Here is a 19,836-nt window from a genome sequence, read left to right as displayed (position 1 = left end):
TACCTTCACCCGTCGGCGAGTTGGTTACTTCCGACTGATTTCATGACGAAATGATCGGGGCCGCACGTGTGTGCGGCCCCGTTTCGTTTCGCCGTACGTAAAGTCGGTCTCGTGTCCCAAATCTTGGGGACATGACAAAAACCGTGATTTGGGCCATGGTTCTCTCGTCGAAGGGTTGGTTACCCCCGATGAAATTGAATTTCATGACGAAATTTATCGGGCCGCGCGAGTGCGCGGCCCTTTTCATTTTCATGGGGGAGGCATTTGGAAACCTGAAGATCGGACGCGGCGGGCTGAGGCTCGGAATTGACCGGAGCTAGGGAAGGGTGGAACTTCTCCCCGTGTTCTTGCCGCCCAAGCGTTCTTCCTGGATCAGCCGCACCAATACCGCGCGCGGAGATCGCGCCGGGATGGGCGGGGCTGATGAAGCGCAGATTTTCAGCGATCTGGACGAGCCGAAGGTGCCCTCCGCGGCCGCGGCGGACGCTCCCGCTTCCCCCGGCGAGCGGCGCGCCGCCCCTGAAGCCTCCATCGAAAAGATCGCTGCGGATCTCACGGCACTGCTCGGGCCCGGGAAGGTCTCGCTGCGCCCGGACGATCTGGAAGTTCACTCCGCCGACAAGTGGTATGCGCGGAATCTCCCCGATCTCGTCGTCTTCGCGGAATCCACCCAGGACGTTTCCAAGACCCTGCGCTTCGCCTCCAAGCTGAGCATTCCGGTGACCACCCGCGGGGCCGGCTATGGCTATGTGGGCGGCTGCGTGCCGGTGGAGGGAGGGATCGCGCTCTCGGTGGCGCGGATGAAGAAGATCATTGAGATCAATCCCGCGGACGGGGTGGCGGTGGTGCAACCCGGGGTGATCACCGGGGATCTGCAGGCGGCGGCGCACGCGGTCGGCTGGGATTATCCGCCGGACCCGGCCTCGCTCAAGGACTGCTCGATCGGGGGGAATGTCGCGACCAATGCCGGCGGGCCGCGCTGCCTGAAGTACGGCGTGACCCGCCACTACGTGCTCGGCCTTGAGGTCGTGCTGGCGGACGGGCGGGTGCTGCGCTGCGGCGGCCGCGTCCACAAGAACAAGACCGGCTTCGACCTCTGCGGGCTTTTCACCGGCTCGGAAGGGATGCTCGGCGTGGTCACGGAGGCGACCCTGCGCCTGATCCCGAAGCCGCCGGCGCGCGCGATGCTGGCCGCGGTCTTCGCGGATTTCCCCGCTGCCGCGACGGCGGTTCAGCGCATTCTCAACCGCGGCCACCTGCCCTCCGCGCTGGAGATCACCGATGGCTTCACCCTCGCCGCCGCCCGCCGCCGCCTCGGTCCGGAGGCGCTGCCGGAAGGCGAGGCCCATCTGATGGTCGAGGTCGATGGCCGCCCCGCCGCGGTGAAAAGCGAGATCAAGGAGCTGGAGGTCCTGCTGCAGGATCTCGGTGCGCTGCGCGTCGACAGGGCCACCACTGCGAAGGCCTGCGAGGACCTCTGGCAGCTCCGCCGTGAGTTTTCCTACTCCCTGCGTGATACCGGCCTGACCAAACTCAACGAGGACATTGTCGTGCCGCGCTCGGCGCTCGTGGATCTGGTCGCCTTCGCCCGGCGTCTGGAGGAAGACACCGGAATTCCGGTCGCCTGCTTCGGCCATGCGGGAGATGGCAATATCCACGTGAACCTGATGGTGGCCGGCTTTGAAGTTCCGGAGGTGCGGGAGAAGGCGGAGGGTGCGCTCGACCAACTCTTCGCCTGGGTGCTCGGCCATGGCGGTGCGATCACGGGTGAGCACGGCGTGGGCTTGGCCAAGAAACCGTGGATCCGCCAAGCGCTCGGCGACGTCTCCTTCGATGTCCACCAGGCGGTGAAGGATGCCCTCGATCCCCAAGGTCTCCTAAATCCGGGGAAGTTCCTGGATTGATCCGGCAAGCTACTTGTCGCGCGGGGCGGACTCCGGCCGGAACTTGAGAAATTCCGCCAACTCCGGTGGCAGTGGTTCGCCGACACCCGGCAAGGATCCGTAGAGTTCGGCAAGGCCCGCGGCCTCCAGCAAACGGGTGCGCCCGGGCCCGTCGCCGGTCTTCATGGCTGCGATCACTGCGGGGTCCTTGCGGTGGAGACGCAGTGTCTTCAGCGCGGCTTCCCGCGTGATCTCCACCGCGGTCCCGCCGTCGGCCGCCATCGCGGTCTGGTAGGCATCGATCGCCGCATCCGGCTTGCCTTGTGCCTCCAAGGCTTGGCCGAGGCAGTAGGCTGCCTGCACCTTTTGGGAGCTGGGCAGGGAGCGATCCTTAAGGGCCTCGCGGGCCGAAGCTTCCGCGCGCGGCCAGTCCTGCACGCGCACCGCATCCCAGGTCGTGTAGAGATCGAGCTGGCGGCGCTGGCTCTCCCCGCCCAAGCCGCGGCGGTCGAAGGTTTCGAGCGCCTTCGCCAGACCCTCCAGATCCCCCGATCTCCGCAGGCACTCCAGTTCCATGAATCCTGCTTGGGCGGCAGGGTTGCCTTCGATGCCGGCGAGATTCTCGTAGTCCTCCCGCAGGGCCGCGAATTTCGCTCGCGCGGCTGCGTATTTCCGACCTTCGAAAAGCACCTGTGCTTCGGCCATGGCCGGTGAGGAGAAGAAGAAGAGCCCCTTCACCTCCACATTCGCAATTTGCCGGACCACGGTAGCCTCGAGGCTTTCCCTGAAGCGGATCGCCTGCTCGTCCATCCCGATGATGTAGATCGTGCGTTGCTCGCCATTTGCTGCCCTGAGGAAAGCCGATGCGGGCGGAGCGGCCCCGCGTGCAGGCAGCAGCGCGAGCCAAGCGGCGATGACGAGTCGCGCGATCATTGTCCTTGGGGCAAGGGCTTCGCGACCGGTTTAACATCGGTGGTCGCGGCGAATTCTCCGGTGAGTTTTTCGATCTCCAGCCAAGCTTCCTGATCGACGGAGGCCATCTTGTCGAAGAGCGGCCGGGTCCTTTCGAGGAATGCGAGGCCTTCCTCGTAGGCCGCCTGACGGTCGCTGCGCGGGCGCTCCGCTCCGCTGGCCGGCAGCTGCCGCGTCCATGAAATCTGGATCCAAGCCCGCATTGCCGGGACTGAGACGCGGGTGGCCCCGCCGTAATCGCCCCAGACCCGGGCGTGAGCGGTCAGCGCCTCCTCCGCCATGCCGCGCTCCTGGTAGGAACGGGCGAGCGCGAGGCGGACTTCCGGGACCAGCCTCTGGAAGCCGGAATCCGGGGCGAGGTAGCGCAGCGCGCTTTCGCCCGCGGCAGCGAAGTCGCCGGCCTTCATCCGGGCCATCACCAGCCAATACAGCGCTTCCTCCTTCTCGCGGGCGTCCTTGGTGCCGTCGAAGACTTCCTGCAGATCTTGGATGGCGGTGTCGCGTTCTTCCTTGCTGCCTTCCGCCAGGACTGCCGCCCTGCCGAGCAGGGCCGGGAAGCGCACGGCGGCATCCTTCTTGGCCACCGCTTCCTCGTAGTAGGGCAGGGCCTGGCGCGGCGCCGAGGTCCGCGTGCGCAGGAAATCTCCGGTGCGGACCAAGATTCCCGGCGGCAGGTCCTTCGGCTCGAATTCGGCCTTGAGCTCCTGGAAGAGCGTCTTGATCAGGCTATCCGCCTTGGCCTTGGCCGCCTCGTCGGGGGAGTCGAGCTGTGCCTCCACCGCTTCGATCGCGGTGATGCGCAGGGTGGCGCGGGCCTGCTTGTCCTCGGGCTTCAATCCCGGGAATTCGGCGAAGTGGCGCTTCAATTCGTCCAGGCCGTGGGCCTTCGCGTAGAGGCGGGCGTAGACGCGCGCCGCGGCCTCGGGCGATCCGGCGGCGGGGCTTGCCAAGCGTTCGCCGAGAATTTTTCCGAGGCGTTCGAGCGCTTCCTTGCCACGCTCGACCGCCGCGAAGGCCTCGGCCTGGGCCATCGCCATCGGGCCGCGGAATTCGGCGAGGTCTTCGTAGCCCTTCCAATAGCGGTCGCAGTAGGGGACGGCCTCTTTCAGGCGCTTCGGGTCTTTGCCGAGCAGGGTCGCCAGCCGCAGCAGGATCTCCGCGGCGGCTTCGCGCTGGCCCAGCTTTTCGGCTTGGGCGAGCGCTTGCTTGAGGGATTCCTCGGCCTGCTCGCCGCGGCCTTGGCGCAGCAGCAGGTCGCCCTTCAGGCCTTGGCCATTGGCGAGTGCCTCGGAGTTCGGGAAATCCTTCTCCAGCCGCGCGAGTGCTTCGAGTGCCGCCGCGTCTTCCTTGGCGGCGGCATGGCACTCGGCGCGGTCGAGCAGGGCGAAGCCGAGATAGGGATTGGCGGCGGCGTCCGGGTACTTCGCGATGAAGGCATCCAGGAGCTTGGCCGCTTCGTCCCATTGCTGGAGCCGCACGCGGTTCGAGGCCTGGAGATAGAGCACGGACTGCGCGTACGGGCTGGCCGGATAGAGCGCGACGTGGCGCTCGAGCAGCGGCCTGGCTTCGTCGAAGCGGCCGGTGTGCTCGTAGCAGCCGCCGAGCACCCGCAGGCAGATGTCGTGCTCAGGGCTGCCGTCGGCGAGCTTCGGCAGGAGCGCGGTGGCGGCCTTGATGCAGGGCTCGTATTCGCCCTTTTCGAAGAGGGCGACGAGCATCATGCGCTTGACCGCGCCAGCCTTCGGGGAGTCCGGGAACTCTTCCGAGAATCTCGCGGCCTCCTTTTCCGCGGCCAGCGCGTCTCCCAAGGCGGCACTGGTGCGGACCAGATGGAAGAGGTAATCGGCACGCCGCGCTGCTTTCGGAAAGCGCGCGTCCAGCTCGGCAAAGGCCGCGTGGGTGCCGCGCAGGTTGCCGTGTTTTTCGTGGAAGGCGGCGGTGGTTTCCAGTTGCAGCAGCTCGTGGGAATTCCCTTCGCGTCGCGCGGCTTCGACGGCCGCCAAGCGTGCCTGAAGGTCCGCCTTCACGAGCTTGCGGCCGGGCAGGGGTAGTTCAGGAAGATCGCCCATCACGGCGAGCTTGGCGCGCAGATCCTCTTCCATCGCCTCGCTGCCGGGGAGAAGTTGGAAGATCGACAGCGCCGCGCCATCGAGGCCGGCGGCGAGCGAATCGGTGGCCAGCTTGACGAATTCCCGGGTGTAGGTGGCGGCCTCGAAGGGCTCCATGGCCAGCGAGCCGCGGTTGGTCTCGAAGAAGGTCAGCAGGGTGCGCTCGTCTTTCTTCGCGGTCGCAGCGGCGACCAAGGCTTGTAGGCCGGCGACGATCCCGCTGTCCGGGGCACCGAAGCCGCTCTTGTTGCGGACGGCGGTTTCCAAGTTCTCCGCGCCCTGCGGGACCTGGCCGAGCTTGAAGTGGCAGAGGGCGAGCTGGAGGTAGTAGGCACCCGGCTCGAAGGGATCGTTCTGGCGGTCGCGTTCCTCAAGATACTTCTTGAAGAGGCGGATCGCCTCGGCCGGTTGGTCGGCGGCTTGGGCGGTCTCGGCCCAGCGGACGAGGGCGCGCTTGTGGAAGAGATTGCCGGCTTTCTTGCCGTTGTTGGGGAAGTCCCGGTAGCAGGTCTCGAAGGACTTGGCCGCGGCATCCAAGCGCTTGAGGTGCATTTCGCAGAGACCCTTGCGGTACCAGTTCGCGCCGAAGGCGGGGCCGAATTTCTTCAGGGCGTCCTTGCCGTGGAGCTCGATGCAGCGGTCGAAGAGGGCCAGGGCCTCCTCCCAGCGGTCGCTTTCCATGGCCTTCACGGCCTCGGCATGGATCGCGTCCGCGCCTGTCGCCGCCTGCCCTTGAGCCGTCGGCATGGTCAAGGCCATCGCCAGCGCGGGGAGGAGGGGTCGGAGAGGGTGCTTCATCAGGAAATCACGGGAGGATCAAAGCCCGCCGGAGGGCTTCCTGCAAGGGGGGATCGGGTCCTGATCCCAAGTGTGGAATGCCCGGCGGCGATGGAACTGCGGTAAAGCGCTGCGGGCCGGGGGCTCCGTTTGCTAAAGTGTCGTCATCGAACCACGTGGTCGTGCTACCGCAGCGTCGGGCTTCGCGGCTTCCGGGATTTGTCACTTCAGAATGCGATAAACGAGGTCTGTGGCGCGTAGGGGATTGTTTGCGCCTTCAGTTCATTTCCATGAAGCCCGGCTTTTTGATCTGCTCCATCCGCCTCGCCGCGGCCGCTTGCCTGGGAGCCCCGGCGGCGGGGGAGGTGAATTTCGATCGGGAAGTACTGCCGATCCTGGAGGACCACTGCATCGACTGCCACGGCGACGAGAAGCAGAAGAGCGCCCTGCGGCTGGACACGGTGTTGGGGCTGTTGCGCGGCGGGGAGTCGGGGGAGCCGCTGCTGGTCGGCGGAAAGAGCGCGGAAAGTTATCTTTTCAAGCGAGTGACCACGGAGGTCGGGAAGGATGCGATGCCGCCGAAGGGCAAGCGGCTCGCTCCAGAGCAGGTGGCGATCTTGCGACGGTGGATCGATGAAGGGGCGGCGATCCCCGGGGCGGAAGCGGCGCGGAAGGAATTGAAAATCACGACGGATCATTGGTCATTCCAGCCGGTGAAGCGACCGGCGGTGCCGCAGGGGGGTGATGCCGCAGCGCGCGGTGAGATCGATGAATTCGTCCGGGCGAAGCTGCGGGAGAACCGGCTGGAGCCCTCGCCGGAAGCTGACCGGACGACGCTGATCCGGCGCTTGTACGCGGTGATGCACGGCATGCCGCCGACGCCGGAGGAAGTGGCCGCTTTCAGCAAGGACCCGCGACCGGATGCCTACGAGCGGCTGGTCGACGAGGTGCTGGCATCGCCGCGCTTCGGCGAGCGCTGGGCACGGCACTGGATGGATGTGGCACGCTACGCGGAAAGCAACGGATTTGAGACCAACCACGAGCGGAAGACGGCCTATCACTACCGGGATTGGCTGGTGGAGTCGTTCAACGCGGACAAGCCCTACGACCGCTTCATCAAGGAGCAACTGGCCGGCGACCGGTTGGTCGCGGACGCCGCGACCGGCTTTCTGGTCGCGGGGCCGTTCGATATCGTCCAAAGCCCCGACATCAATCTCACGCTGATGCAGCGGCAGGATGTGCTGGCGGACATGGTGAACACCACCGGGACCGCCTTTCTCGGGCTGACGATGGGCTGCGCGCGCTGCCACAATCACAAGTTCGACCCGATCCTGCAGAAGGATTACTATTCGATGCAGGCGGTGTTCGAGGGCGTGAGCCATGGCGAGCGGCCCCTGCTTGAGAAGATCCCGGAAGGAGCGGAGGGGGAGCTGACGGCGGCGCGGGCGGCGGTGGCTTCGCTCTCGTCCTCCTTGGAGAATTTCCGCAAACAGGCGGCGGCGATCGAGCCCGCGGGATCGCTACGTCTGGCGGTGAACGCGCGGCTGAACGAGGAGCACTTCGCGCCGGTGGAGGCCCTGTCCCTACGCTTCACGGTCACCGCGAGCACGGATGCCGAGCCCTGTCTCGATGAGCTGGAGATCTACGGAGTGGATGGCCATAACTTGGCGATAGGTGGCGTGCCGACGGCATCCGGCGTGCTGCCGGGTTATGCGATCCACCAGTTGGAGCACATCAACGACGGCAGGACCGGCAACGGCCGTAGCTGGATTTCGGACACTCCGGGCGAGGGCTGGGTGCGGATCGGCTTTCCATCGCGGGTCACGATCCAGCGCGTCGTGTGGAGCCGTGCCCGCGACGGGGAGTTCTGTGATCGCATCGCCACCGGCTACCGGATCGAGGCGGAAACGGAACCCGGGGTTTGGACGACGGTCGCGAGTTCGGAGGACCGGCAAGCTTTCGGTGCCAAAGAAGATCCGGACGCCTTCCTTTCAAAACTTCCCGCTGCCGATGCTGAAGCTGCGCGCAAGGTGCGGGCCGCGCTTGCCGCGGCGAAGCAGAAGATCGAAGCTTGGTCCACGGCACCGGTCGGCTGGGCAGGCACCTTTTCGCAGCCGGGGAAAACCCACCGCTTGTATCGAGGCGAACCCTTGCAGAAGCGCGAGGTGGTGGCACCGGACGTGTTGAGCGTGGTCGGCACGCTCGGGCTGACGCCGGATGCGCCGGAGCAGGAGCGCCGGCTGAAGTTCGCCGGATGGGTGGCGGGTCCGGACAATCCGCTCACCGCCCGGGTGATGGTGAACCGGCTGTGGCACTACACGTTCGGCAGCGGGATCGTCGAAACGCCGAGCGACTTCGGCCTGAACGGCGCGCGACCGACCCATCCCGAATTGCTCGATTGGCTGGCGGATGAGTTCGTACGCAGCGGCTGGTCGGTCAAACACATGCAGCGGCTGATGCTGCGGTCCGCGACTTTCCGGCAATCCTCCGCGCCGCGGGCGGATGCCCTCGCCGCCGACTCCGGCGGCCGCTTCCTCTGGCGCTACACGCCGCGACGGCTGGAAGCGGAGGCGATCCGAGATTCGATGCTCGCGGTCTCGGGCACGCTCGACCTCACGATGGGTGGCCCCGGGTTTTCGCTGATGGACGTGGTCGAGGAAAACGTGAGGCACTATTATCCGAAGGAGAAATTCGCTCCCGCGGAGTTCCGGCGCATGGTCTATCAGCGCCGCATCCGCCAGACGACAGACAGCGTGTTCGGCTCCTTCGATTGTCCCGACGGGGGCTCGGTGACCCCGAAACGCAGCCGCTCCAACACCCCCCTCCAAGCGCTGAACTTATTCAACAGCGGCTTCACGATCCAGCAGGCGGAGTTGCTTGCGCAGCGACTGGTCCGCGAGTGCGGCGCAGAACCCGCGGAGCAGGTGGACCGGGCCTTCCTGCTGTTCTTCGGACGACTTCCCGATGTGGCCGAGCGGGAAGCCTCGGCCGCGATGATCCAGTCCCACGGGCTGAATTCATTCACCCGGGCGATGTTTAACACCAGCGAGTTCCTATTCGTCTTCTAACATCATGCACCCGTTCCTGAACCGCCGTGACTTTCTCTCCCGGACCTCGGCCGGGCTGGGCGGGATCGCGCTGGCGCACCTGCTGGGCCGGGACCGCGCGCTGGCGGCGCCGCCGATCCGGCCGGTGATCCTGCCGGGCAATCCGAACGCGCTGAGGCCGCCGCATTTCGAGGCGAAGGCGAAGCGGGTGTTGATGATCTTTTGCTCGGGCGCGGTTAGCCAGATCGACACCTTCGACTACAAGCCCGAGCTGATCAAACGCCACGGCCAGCCGATGCCGGGCGGGGACAAGCTCATCACCTTCCAAGGCGGGCAGGGGAATCTAACAAAGAGTCCCTGGGAATTCCGGCCATACGGGAAGAGCGGCAAGATGGTATCGGATCTGGTGCCTCATCTCGGCGCGCTGGCGGATGAGATGTGCTTCATCCATTCCCTGACCGGCAAGACCAACACCCATGGGCCCGGCGAGAATTTCCTGAGCAGCGGCAGCACCCTCGACGGCTTCCCGAGCATGGGCGCGTGGTCGACTTTCGCGATGGGCAGCGAGAACGATACGCTGCCGGCCTACGTGGCGATCCCGGATCCGCGGGGCGCGCCGCAGTCGGCGGGGAACTTCTGGGGCGCGGGATTCCTGCCGGCCGCTTTTCAGGGGACGGATTTCAATGCCGCGAAGCCGCTGCGCAATCTTGAGCGGCCATCCGCCTTCTCGCCGGAGACGGATCGGGCGACGCGGGAGTTCATCACGCTGTTGAACCGCCGCCATCTTGAGAAATTCCCCGGCGATTCCGAACTCGCCGCGCGGATCTCCAGCTACGAACTCGCCGCGCGGATGCAGCTCTCGGTGCCGGAAGTGGCGGACATTTCGAGCGAGCCCGCGCAGGTTCTGAAAATGTATGGGGCCGACGAGGCGGGGAGCCCGGTGAAGGACACCAAGGCCGCCTATGCCCGCAATTGCATCCTTGCGCGGCGGCTGATCGAGAAGGGGGTGCGCTTCGTGCAGCTCTTCAACGGTGCCTATCAGACCGGTGGCGAAGGCGTCAGCAACTGGGACGGTCACAAGGCGCTCGCCGAGCAGTATGTGAAACACGGCGAGGTGATGGACCAGCCCACCGCCGCCTTGCTCACGGACCTGAAGCAGCGGGGATTGTTAGAAGATACGCTGGTGGTGTGGTGCACGGAATTCGGCCGCATGCCGACTTTCCAGATGGGTGCCAGCGGCCGCGACCATAACCCGGACGGCTTCACCGCGTGGCTGGCTGGCGCGGGGGTGAAGCATGGCTTCAGCCACGGCATGACCGATGAATTCGGTTACCAAGCGGTGGAAGGGGTCGCGACGGTTCACGATTTCCACGCGACGATCCTCCACCTGCTCGGCCTCGATCACGAGCGGCTGACCTTTTACCACAACGGGACCGAGCGCCGCCTGACCGATGTCCACGGCCACGTGATCCGGGAAGTCCTCGCGTGAATCGGCCGCCGAGAAATGCCGTGCTGCCGGTCGGCTTCGACGGAGCCTACGGGTTGCGCTCTTTCGTCGCGATGTCCCGGGCCTGTAGGTAGTTCTTCCGGAAGATCGCAGAAACGGCCGTCATCTCACGCCTTGCAAGGGATGCTTGGTTTCCAGCGAAGAGAGGCACGAGCTCATTCATGCGTGCGTAGCTGACGTGAGAGACGTCGAAGAAGATTCCCCCGGCCAAGCTGCTTTCCGGTGAGCGGGAGGTTTGGTTCATCGCCATCCAAGCGGATTTCATCTCCCCATGGGGGTCCATGCACATCGCGCGGAAGATCGCGGTGATGACCTGTAGTGAACCGCCGGTGAGACCCTTCCGATAGACGAACTTGTCGTCCCGCTCGTAGGGCATGGCGTCCGGATCGGAGAAACGCCGGAGATGCTCGGGAGCATACAGATTGCGACGGACCGGTAGACGACGCAGTGCTGAGTTCCGCGGGCCTCCAGGTTCGCCTAGCTTGAGATTCCAGAGGAGCTGCCCTTCGTCGGAGAGGCAGAAGCGGACGAACTCCTGGGCGATATCGGGCCGCGGCGCCCCCGAGAGAACTGCAACGGGATCCACGCTTACCGAGCTGCCGCCCCGCGGGGCGATCCAGCGGAGGCGGGGGCCGCCTTGCGAGTTCCGGAGCTTCTCCTCGAAAGAGCGTCCGTAGTAGTCGATGCAGGTTCCCGCCGCGGCGTCGCCCTGTGCGACATCGTAGGGCACCTGACTTGCGGAGTCCGTGAAGTAGCGGGCGTTTGCCGCCAGCTTCTGGAGCAGGTTCAAGCCGCGGCGCCAGCCTTCTTCGCGGGCTTCGGGGCTGTCGCCCCTCTCGCGAAGCACGTCCTGCATCTGCTCCTGCAGCATCATCTCCAGGGCGATGCCGACCGAACCGCTTTTGGTCGGATCCGCGAAAGCAAGATTGCCCGCATACGCCGGATCGCCGAGGTCCTCCCAGCGCTGCGGCTCCGGCATTCCCAAGCGCGCCAACACGTCGCGGTTGTAACAGATGCCCAATTGGAAAAGACAGACCCCGACCCATCTACGATCTTTATCGTAGTAAATCTCGCCGGTGAACTCCGCCGGGATCACTTCTTCCTGAAACCACTCCGGGTTCGTGGCGAAGACCTCCAGGGGTTCCAAGCGCCCCTTCGACGCTTGGTTTGCAAACTCGGGCGAGCCTCCGCCGAAGAACACGTCGATTCCCGCGCCCTTGTTCCCGAGGGAAGCGGCTGCGGCATAGGAGCTGTCGAGCACCCGGCGGATTTCGGAAGCTCCTCCCGGAACCCGCCAATCGATGTAGAGGGAGCGTCCCGCTTTCGCCTGCCAGTGCCTCGCGAAGGCCTCGCCAAACTCCGTCCGGATCGTGTTGCTGTGCGGCGTGATGATCACCAGCCGGTCGTCGCTTTTGCCAGCCCGCGCGAGGCCGTTTTCGCGCCGCAATAGGATCGGCCCGGTGACCGTTGCGGCCAGCAGCAGGACAATGAAGGAGAAGCGGCGCATGATCGCGAGGCAGTCCATGTCACGGCCCACGACAAGTTTCAACGTCTTCCCGCCGGGTTCCGGGCGATGACGATTCTGGCCGGAAAATCCTGCATGTGACAAAAACGCCAACAAGTCTGGCCGGTACCGCCATGGAGAAACGGACTGCACTTCCCGAAGAATCCCTGCAATGAATTCGAGAGGCGATACCGCCGCTATGGGCATGGCTTACTGGCTCACCATCACGACCGTTTCGCTTGCCGGGGAGAACATCGCAGGGATTCTCGCGAGATTCCACGATTCGGAAGATCCCCGCGTTCTCGTGGCGGCCCATCGGGGCGGATACTTTTCGGACGACGGGGCAATCCTGCCGGAGAACTCGATCCCGGCGATCGAAAGGTCGATCGCCGCAGGGGCAGAGATCCTCGAGATCGACCTTCGCTCCACTTCGGACGGTCACCTCGTGATCATGCACGACGCCACGGTGACCCGCACGACGAACGGCAGTGGTGCGGTTTCGTCGATGACGCTCGCACAGGTCAAGGCACTACGCTTGCTCGGGCCGAATGGTGCGGCGACGAGCCAGCAGGTTCCCACATTCGCAGAGGTGATGGCGCTGGTGAAGGGCAGGGCGATGGTCAACCTGGACAAGCTCGATGCCACGCATCCGACGTCACTGGCAGCAGCCCTTCAGGTATTGCGAGACACGGGAACCTTGGATCACGCCCTTTTCAAGGGGTCCGCGCCGGCTGAAGCGGTGAAGGCGGTGCTCCAGTCGCATGCCGAGGAAATTCATTACATGCCGGTTCTCACCGACACCTCCGCGCAAGCCGTCCTGTCGGTGCTGGAAACGCTCAGGCCTCCTGCGATTGAATTGATTTTTACCAACGCTTCGACTCCCATGCTCGATCCGGCGGTGCTCGGGAAAGCACGGGAAACGGGGACCCGGATCTGGATCAACTCGCTGTGGTCCGACTTAAACGGCGGCCATGACGACGCGCTGGCGATCGGCGGGGATCCGGATGCGTCCTGGGGGTGGATTGTCAGCAAAGGAGGCAGCATCCTTCAGACCGACTATCCGGTCGAATTGGCCACCTATCTCCACCGGCTGGGACGGCGGGATGAGCCGGCCCCTGTTTCCACGGTGGATTACGATTTCCGCGATGGCACTCTCCAAGGGTGGAGCAATATCAGGAATTCTGTGGTCGGCGCGAGCGCCTTCGTCGTGGACGAAGGCATTTATGGTGACCGCACGCCCGCGACACGGGGGATCTACAAGGTGGTCCATACGCCTTTCCTCGCGGGGCGGGACGGCTATCACAGCACGCTCATCCTGCGGTCGCCCGGGTTCCGCTTGCACGGATTGCGGAACTATCAGGCGATCACCTTCAGCCTGTTAGGCGGTGCTGGCGGTGTAGGGTCGGTACCTGCCTCGGATCTCCTCCTGTCCGATGCAGCGGAACCGACCGGTTTTCTCGGCATGGCCCTCAGGCGTGGTAGCGATGGCGCTTACCTGCTTTCCGCCCGCCGGAGCAGCGCGGGGCAGGGTCATGCCTGGCAGAGGGTCGTTTGGGACGCCGGGACGCTGGCCCCGGCGCTGGAAAGCGATGCGGCGGATGAGACCTACACGCTCGATCTGATCGACGCGTTCGGGCCGCAAGTCCAGACGGGGACGGTCTCGTGGGGGTGGATCGCGCTGGATGCTGTCGCCATTCCCTGGACCGGATCGGGCGACCCGACTTTACCGGCCATCAAGACCTTCGGCTTCGACCCCATGGTTCTGGAGTGGACCAGCTATCCGGGCTTCAGCTACCGGGTCTATCGCTCTTCCGATCCGGGTGCGAGCGGGTGGACACCGGCATCCGTGGATCTGCTGGCGACGCCGCCGCTCAATCGTTTCGCCATTCCCGCCAATCCGCTTTCACCGGCCCGCGAATTCTTCCGGGTGGAACGCGGCGATCCGGCCGAGTGACGGAATCGTCAGAGGACCTTGCGTGAATGGTGGTGACCGCTAGTCTGGATGGGAGCTCCGAACTCCGCAGGCATGGCAGCACCATCATCCGTCCCCCCGACATTGCCCGCCGTGGCGCTCGCTCTCGGAAGGCGAACTTATCCACGCTTGGGAATGCGGCGCGGAGTGGAGCGCTTCGTACGCGAACGGACACCGGGCTGGACCCTGATCCGCAAGAGCAACCATACCCATCTGGAATGGCCCGAGGTCATGGAGTCGTCACCCGACGGCCTGTTAGGCTTCTTCGAGGAGCCTTCACAGTTCGAATGGGCGATGAGCCAGACCGGTATGATCGCGGTCAACATGCACCGGGTGCCGGGATGCGGGGAAATTCCCGAGGTGTTGGTGGATGATGTCGGAGTCGGCCGGCAAGCGGCACGCCATTTGGTCGACAAGGGTTTCCTGAAGTTCGGTTTCTGCACGCACCTCCCCGACAAGGGGTTCTCGATCGACCGCCTGGAGGGCTTCCGCAGCGAACTGGAGAAGGCCGGCGCGAAGATGGATGTTCTCGGGATGGAGTTCAGCGATCCTCCGGCGTGCCCGGATCTACGCGAATGGGTCGACGAGGCCGGTGAGGAACGTGCCGCCGTATTCTGCTGCGACGACGCCTGTGCGGGCCTTTTGATCGCCTGCTGCCGGCGCTCCGGTCTGCAAGTGCCCGGGGATCTGGCGATTCTCGGGGCGGGTAATGATGACTTCCACGTCGAGAACGACAGCATCACGCTGTCCTCGGTGATCATCGACTTTGCAGGCGTGGGCTATCACGCCGCCGCGCTGTTGACCGCCCTGCTCGCGGGCAAGCCGCAGCCTCTGGAAGCCTTGCGGATTCCTCCCCAAGGGATTTCCGAGCGATCGAGCACTGCAAGCGGACCGGAGCCCCCGGCGCTCCGTCGCCTGTTCCGACTTCTCAATGAACGGCATGCCGATCCGGATTTCAATCCCACCGTGGCCGCGGATCTCTGCCATGTCTCGGCCCGCACGCTGCGCCGTTACCTGAGAGAGACCGGCCGTCCCTCGCTGGTGGACCTCTTGCGAGAGCGTCGGCTTGAAACCGCGATGCAGCGGCTGCTGATCACGGACGAGCCGGTCGAGCGGGTGGCCGAGCATTCCGGCTTCATCGACTACACGACGTTTTTCCGGGCCTTCCGGAAGCGTTACGGAATGAATCCCACCGACCAGCGGCGGGAGGCGGCGCGGCAGCGCTCCGGGATCGGGTGATGGGGTTCGTGTCCGCCATTGCATGATTCCCCGGCCACCGTGGCCATTCTCGCGGAATCCGCGGGGACTATCTTGGCGAGTATCGACGGCGGGCTTCCCAGCCGCTGCCGCGATACCCAAGATACCCATGAAAGCCCTCTCTGCATTCGCCTTGATCGGCGGACTCCACTATTTCGCGGCGCCCGCCGCCCTCGCTTCAGGCCAGACCATTTACTCCTTCGCGCCGGGTGATCTGGGGCAGTGGACGCAGGTCACCATTCCCGGCGGGGATAGTCTGGATCGCCGCTTCTTCGCCACCGGAAGCAATTTCGGAAACCGCATTACCTGGACGGACCCCGCGGGGAGTATCGGCGGCCTGGTGGTGACTACCGCGGACAACGTTGATTCCCGCGACGGTGCCCACAATGCCGCGGTGCTGCGTTCGCCGAGCTTCGTGCTCAATGGCACCAATCCCGAGGCGAACCTGGGCAGCTTCTCGCCCACCGAGATCAGCTTCAAACTTCTAGCCGGAAGAGGCAACGCGACTGCACCCGCCAATTTCTCAAGCCTGCCTGCCGTCTCGGTGAGCAATGCGGGCGATGCGGCCTATCTGGGCGTCGGACTGCGCCGCGCCGGTGATGATGCTTACCTGCTCTGGGGCAGGCGCACCACCAACGAGCAGGGAAATGCGTGGCAAACCGTGACTTGGAATGCCGCTGCCTTGACCGCTGCCACTGCGGGCGATGCACCGGGAACGCTCTACACCTTGGACCTCATCGATGCCGCCCACGGGTCGTGGGGATGGATGGCGATGGACTCGCTCACGATGATCGACGCGGACAGCCTTGTGAGCGTGTCGGTGAGTCCACTCGACACGGTCGGAGCCGAGACGAGTGCAGACCAGGATCTATCCGTCCGTTTCACGCGCACGGGCAATCTTTCCGCGGCGCTGGAGGTGCCGTTTTTCCTGGAGGGAACCGCATCGGAGTTCGCCGATTTCGAGGAGATCTCCAACCACGATGAAACGGGCTATGTGGTCAGCTTTCCCGCCGGACAGGCGACGGCGGATGTGCTCGTCCACATCATCCCGAATGAGACCGCCGAGATTGACCGCTCCGTCCGCTTCAGGATCGTGGAATCCAGCGAATACGCGGCTACCGCACCTTACGCAGATCTCTGGATCTCGGACCTGCCGTCCGCCGGTGGCTTGGTGAGCGCCAGCGGTCCTTTCGCGACCGGCACCTACCTGCCGATCCAGAACCCCTTCTCCGATGGCACTGCCGGAAGTCTGCTCTTCTATGGCGAAGGCAACCATGCGACCGGCTTCCTCGTGCTGGGCGTCCGCGGTGTGCCTCTCGACAGCTCCACGAATGGCGGGTTCGATATCGGCCGGAATGGTGGCTCCGCGGGGGCCGCGATCTTCGACTATCTCGACAACAAGGGCGCAGCGAGCGCGACGGCACGCGTGCCGGGAAGTCCCGAGATTCCGATCCAGCCCGGTGGTCATTACACGGTGATCGGCGAGATCGAAATGCACGCTGACAATACCGGCAATCTCCGCGCTTGGATCTGGGATGGGGCGAACGGTTCCCTCGACTACGCCGCGCCCCACATTGCCACCCCGTTCGCCGCGGGCTTCACCGGCTTGGGTGAGCAGATTTTCCTGCGCCTCGATGGTGCCGGAGGGGGCAACAGCTGGACGAATGCCCGCGCGATCTGGGTGGCAGGCACGGACGAAGCCGCACGCGAGGCGGCGTTCCTCGACCTCGCTCCGGTTCGCCCCTTTCTGCATGTGGATCTGCCGGTGAACACCGCAGGAGAGTTCGGTGCCAACACCGAAGTCGTCTTCAATATCGTGCGCTCCGGCCCACCGGAGGGTGTCCTTGAAGTCCCATTCGAGTTCATTGGGACTGCCACGGCAGCGGACTTCACCGTGCCGTTTCCCACCTCGGTTTCCTTCGCCGACGGGCAGTCATCCGTGCAATGCGTGCTGCCGATCCTGGCCGATACCCTTTACGAGGGAGACGAGGTGATCGCCATCGAAGCGCAGAGCTCGATGGACTGGCTGCTGCCTCTCACGGGGCTTCCCTCGGCGACTGTCGCCGATCGCCCCTTCCAAGGCTGGATGGCTTCTCAACTACCCGGCAGCTCCGAGGGGCCTGAAGACGATTCCGATGGAGACTCTTGGGCCAATGTCTTGGAGTATTTTTTCGGAAGCCTGCCGGGTGATCCAAGCAGTATTGCCACGAGCGGACTTGCCGCGGGGGAAAGCTCCACGCTGCGCTTCCAGCGCGATCCATCGGCGAGCGATGTCGATGCCAAGGTTCTGTGGTCCACGGATCTGACAAATTGGCGGCAGTCCGGAGAATCGGAGGGATCGCTGACGGTCACCATCACCGAAACCATTGTGGAAACCTCGGGGGCCGGGATTCAAACCGTGGACGCCGCGGCCGAGGTCACCGCAGGTGACGCTACAGAGCTCTTCCTGCGGCTCTCCGTCGATTTTCCGTGAGGTCAGGAAGAAACGTCGGAGACCCGGCGACGCTGAGAAGCGATCCCGGAGACCTGTCGTAACTCTTCCACTGAACTCCGAATGCCGAATCAAAGGCATTCGGAGTTCTTCTTTTTGGGGTCCCTTCTTCTCAAGAAGGGGTTGGTAGAAAATCCTCTCTTGACTTAGTGTAATAATTACACTTTCTTGGTGGTGGAAACGAGATGGCCTTTACCTACGAATATCCCCGCCCGGCTTTGACCGTGGACTGCGTGGTCTTCGGCTTCGATGCGACGGGGCTGCAAGTGCTGCTGATCCGGCGCGGGGTGAAGCCGTTTCTCGGGGCGTGGGCGCTGCCGGGCGGCTTCGTGCTGATGGAGGAAGATCTGGAGGCTGCGGCGCGGCGGGAGCTCGAGGAGGAGACCGGCTTGAAGGGTGTGTTCCTGGAGCAGCTTTGCACTTTCGGCGAGCCGGGCCGCGATCCGCGCGGGCGGGTGGTGAGCGTGGCATTCTATGCCTTGGTCAGGCCCGACCAGCATCCGGCCAAGGGGGATACGGATGCGAGCGATGCGGCGTGGTTTCCGGCGGACCGCTTGCCAGCGCTGGCCTTCGATCATGCGGCGATCCTGGCCGCGGGACTGGAGCGTCTGCGCGGGAAGATCCGCTACCAGCCGGTGGGCTTCGAGCTGCTGCCGCAGCAATTCACGCTGGCGCAATTGCAGGCGCTTTACGAGGCGATCCTAGGCCGCCCCTTGGACAAGCGGAACTTCCGCAAGAAGCTGCTCGCCTTCGATTTCCTGGTGCCGCTGGAGGCGTATGCCGGCGGCTCCCACCGGCCGGCCCGCTTGCATCGCTTCGACCGCAAGAAATACCAGGCTCTCGTCCGCAAAGGTTTCCACTTCGAACTATGACCACCCCGAGTCCACTGCAAACCGATCTCTATCAGCTCACGATGGCCGCCGCCTATTGGCAGGCGGGTAAGGCGGAGCAGGAGAGCGTCTTCCACTTGTTCTTCCGGCGCGTGCCATTCAAGGGCGGCTATGCGATTGCGGCGGGATTGGAACTCGCTTTGGAATGGCTGGAGGCTTTCCGCTTCGGGGGTGAGGAACTCGGGTATCTCGCTAGCCTGCGGACGAAGATGGGGACGCCGCTCTTCCAGAAGGAATTCCTGAGCTACCTTGGCGAGCTGCGGCTGAAGCTGGACATCGATGCTGTGCCGGAGGGTGCGGCGATCTTCGCACACGAGCCGCTGCTGCGCGTGCAGGGCCCGATCCTCCATGCGCAGTTGGTCGAGACGGCGCTGCTCAATATCCTGAACTTCCAGACCCTGATCGCGACCAAGGCAGCACGGGTCTGCCATGCGGCGGCGGGTGCGCCGGTGGTGGAGTTCGGCTACCGTCGGGCGCAGGGACCGGATGGCGGGCTCTCGGCGAGCCGCGCGGCGTGGATCGGCGGCTGTGAAGGCACTTCGAACGTGCTCGCGGGGCAGCGCTTCGGCATCCCGGTGATGGGAACGCACGCCCACTCGTGGGTGATGTCCTTCGACGACGAGGCGGAGGCCTTCGATCGCTATGCGGAAGCGATGCCCGACAACGCGACGCTGCTGGTGGATACCTACGATACACTGCATGGCGTGGACAAGGCGATCGCCACGGCACGGAAGCTGCGGTCGCGGGGCCACGAGTTGAGCGGGATCCGCCTCGATTCCGGGGACCTCGCCTGGCTGAGCCAGCAGGCGAGGGCGAAGCTCGATGCCGCGGGCTTCCCCGAGGTGAAGGTGGTGGCGAGCAACGACCTCGACGAGAACCTGATCGAAAGCCTGCGTCATCAAGGCGCGAGAATCGACATCTGGGGCGTCGGCACAAACCTCGTGACCGCGGGCGGCCAAGCGGCTCTCGGCGGGGTCTACAAGCTGGCGGCGCTGCGGCGCGAGGACGGCTCTTGGCAGCCGCGGATCAAGCTCAGCGAGCAGACGGCGAAGAGCTCGATTCCGGGGCGGCTGGGTGTCCGGCGCTTCGAGGAAGACGGCCTGTTCATTGCGGATGCGATCTACGATGTGGATCGTAGTATTCCGGAGCAGGCGGAGATCGTGGATCCGGGCGATCCGATCCGCCGCAAGAAGATCGCGGCGGGCACGATCTCCCACGACGTGCTGCAACCGGTGATGAAAGGGGGCGTGCGCACGAGTGCGCCCGAGCCGCTCGCCGCCATGCGCGAGCGCTGCAAGGCGACTTTGGCGAAGCTCCACCCGGGGACCCTGCGCCTCGCGAATCCCCACGCCTACCCTGCGGGCCTGGAGCAGGGATTGTATCAAGAGAGGGAGCGGCTTCTGGCCGACTTCCGATAGAAAGAAATTT

General features: G+C 64.8%; 11 protein-coding genes. 8 read left to right on the top strand and 3 right to left on the bottom strand.

Translation table 11 applies throughout. The annotated features are described in order from the left end of the window. Nucleotides 1-341 precede the first annotated feature (341 nt). Nucleotides 342-1,904, top strand: a complete 1,563-nt coding sequence (locus tag ABWK72_RS15365; RefSeq protein ID WP_367870451.1) for an FAD-binding oxidoreductase — start codon at nt 342-344, stop codon at nt 1,902-1,904. Nucleotides 1,905-1,913: 9 nt separating this feature from the next. On the opposite strand, the gene ABWK72_RS15360 is transcribed toward ABWK72_RS15365, so the two are convergent. Both ABWK72_RS15360 and ABWK72_RS15355 read right to left on the bottom strand, forming a co-directional pair. Further along, on the bottom strand, nt 1,914-2,816 hold the full coding sequence (locus ABWK72_RS15360) for a hypothetical protein (protein WP_367870450.1): 903 nt from the start codon (nt 2,814-2,816) through the stop codon (nt 1,914-1,916). Continuing rightward, the gene (locus tag ABWK72_RS15355; RefSeq protein WP_367870449.1) at nt 2,813-5,761 is read right to left on the bottom strand and encodes a tetratricopeptide repeat protein; all 2,949 of its coding nucleotides are present in this window, start codon (nt 5,759-5,761) and stop codon (nt 2,813-2,815) included. The genes ABWK72_RS15360 and ABWK72_RS15355 overlap by 4 nt, the downstream gene beginning before the upstream one ends. Nucleotides 5,762-6,030: 269 nt before the next feature. Here ABWK72_RS15355 and ABWK72_RS15350 point away from each other — a divergent pair, with 269 nt between their 5' ends. Then, nucleotides 6,031-8,808 carry a PSD1 and planctomycete cytochrome C domain-containing protein gene (locus ABWK72_RS15350; protein ID WP_367870448.1) on the top strand — a complete coding sequence of 926 codons (2,778 nt, stop codon included), beginning with the start codon at nt 6,031-6,033 and terminating at the stop codon, nt 8,806-8,808. 4 nt (nt 8,809-8,812) lie between these two features. Further along, entirely contained in the window at nt 8,813-10,276 is a 1,464-nt protein-coding gene (locus tag ABWK72_RS15345) for a DUF1501 domain-containing protein (RefSeq protein WP_367870447.1), read from the top strand. A gap of 46 nt (nt 10,277-10,322) precedes the next feature. On the opposite strand, the gene ABWK72_RS15340 is transcribed toward ABWK72_RS15345, so the two are convergent. Next, complete coding sequence (locus ABWK72_RS15340) at nt 10,323-11,819, bottom strand: ABC transporter substrate-binding protein (RefSeq protein ID WP_367870446.1); 1,497 nt, start codon at nt 11,817-11,819, stop codon at nt 10,323-10,325. A 151-nt stretch (nt 11,820-11,970) separates the two neighbouring features. On the opposite strand from ABWK72_RS15340, the gene ABWK72_RS15335 reads away from it, so the two are divergent. The 5 genes from ABWK72_RS15335 (at nt 11,971) to ABWK72_RS15315 (ending at nt 19,826) form a co-directional block, all read left to right on the top strand. Continuing rightward, nucleotides 11,971-13,752 (top strand): glycerophosphodiester phosphodiesterase family protein, encoded by a 1,782-nt coding sequence (locus tag ABWK72_RS15335; RefSeq protein ID WP_367870445.1) that lies wholly within the window; start codon nt 11,971-11,973, stop codon nt 13,750-13,752. 165 nt (nt 13,753-13,917) lie between these two features. Further along, nucleotides 13,918-15,009 (top strand): substrate-binding domain-containing protein, encoded by a 1,092-nt coding sequence (locus ABWK72_RS15330; RefSeq protein ID WP_367870444.1) that lies wholly within the window; start codon nt 13,918-13,920, stop codon nt 15,007-15,009. Between the two features lie 127 nt (nt 15,010-15,136). Continuing rightward, nucleotides 15,137-17,500 carry a hypothetical protein gene (locus ABWK72_RS15325; RefSeq protein ID WP_367870443.1) on the top strand — a complete coding sequence of 788 codons (2,364 nt, stop codon included), beginning with the start codon at nt 15,137-15,139 and terminating at the stop codon, nt 17,498-17,500. Nucleotides 17,501-17,703: 203 nt separating this feature from the next. Next, entirely contained in the window at nt 17,704-18,390 is a 687-nt protein-coding gene (locus ABWK72_RS15320) for an NUDIX domain-containing protein (RefSeq protein WP_367870442.1), read from the top strand. Further along, a complete protein-coding gene (locus ABWK72_RS15315; RefSeq protein WP_367870441.1) occupies nt 18,387-19,826 on the top strand; it encodes a nicotinate phosphoribosyltransferase in 1,440 nt (479 codons plus the stop codon). Before ABWK72_RS15320 ends, ABWK72_RS15315 begins: the two co-directional genes overlap by 4 nt. The last annotated feature ends 10 nt before the right edge of the window (nt 19,827-19,836 follow it).

Origin of the sequence: Luteolibacter sp. Populi (assembly GCF_040801775.1) — a bacterium.
Taxonomy (GTDB): Bacteria; Verrucomicrobiota; Verrucomicrobiia; order Verrucomicrobiales; family Akkermansiaceae; genus Haloferula.
The sequence above is the reverse complement of the archived record's forward strand: the minus strand, read 5'-3'. Positions and strand labels throughout refer to the sequence as shown.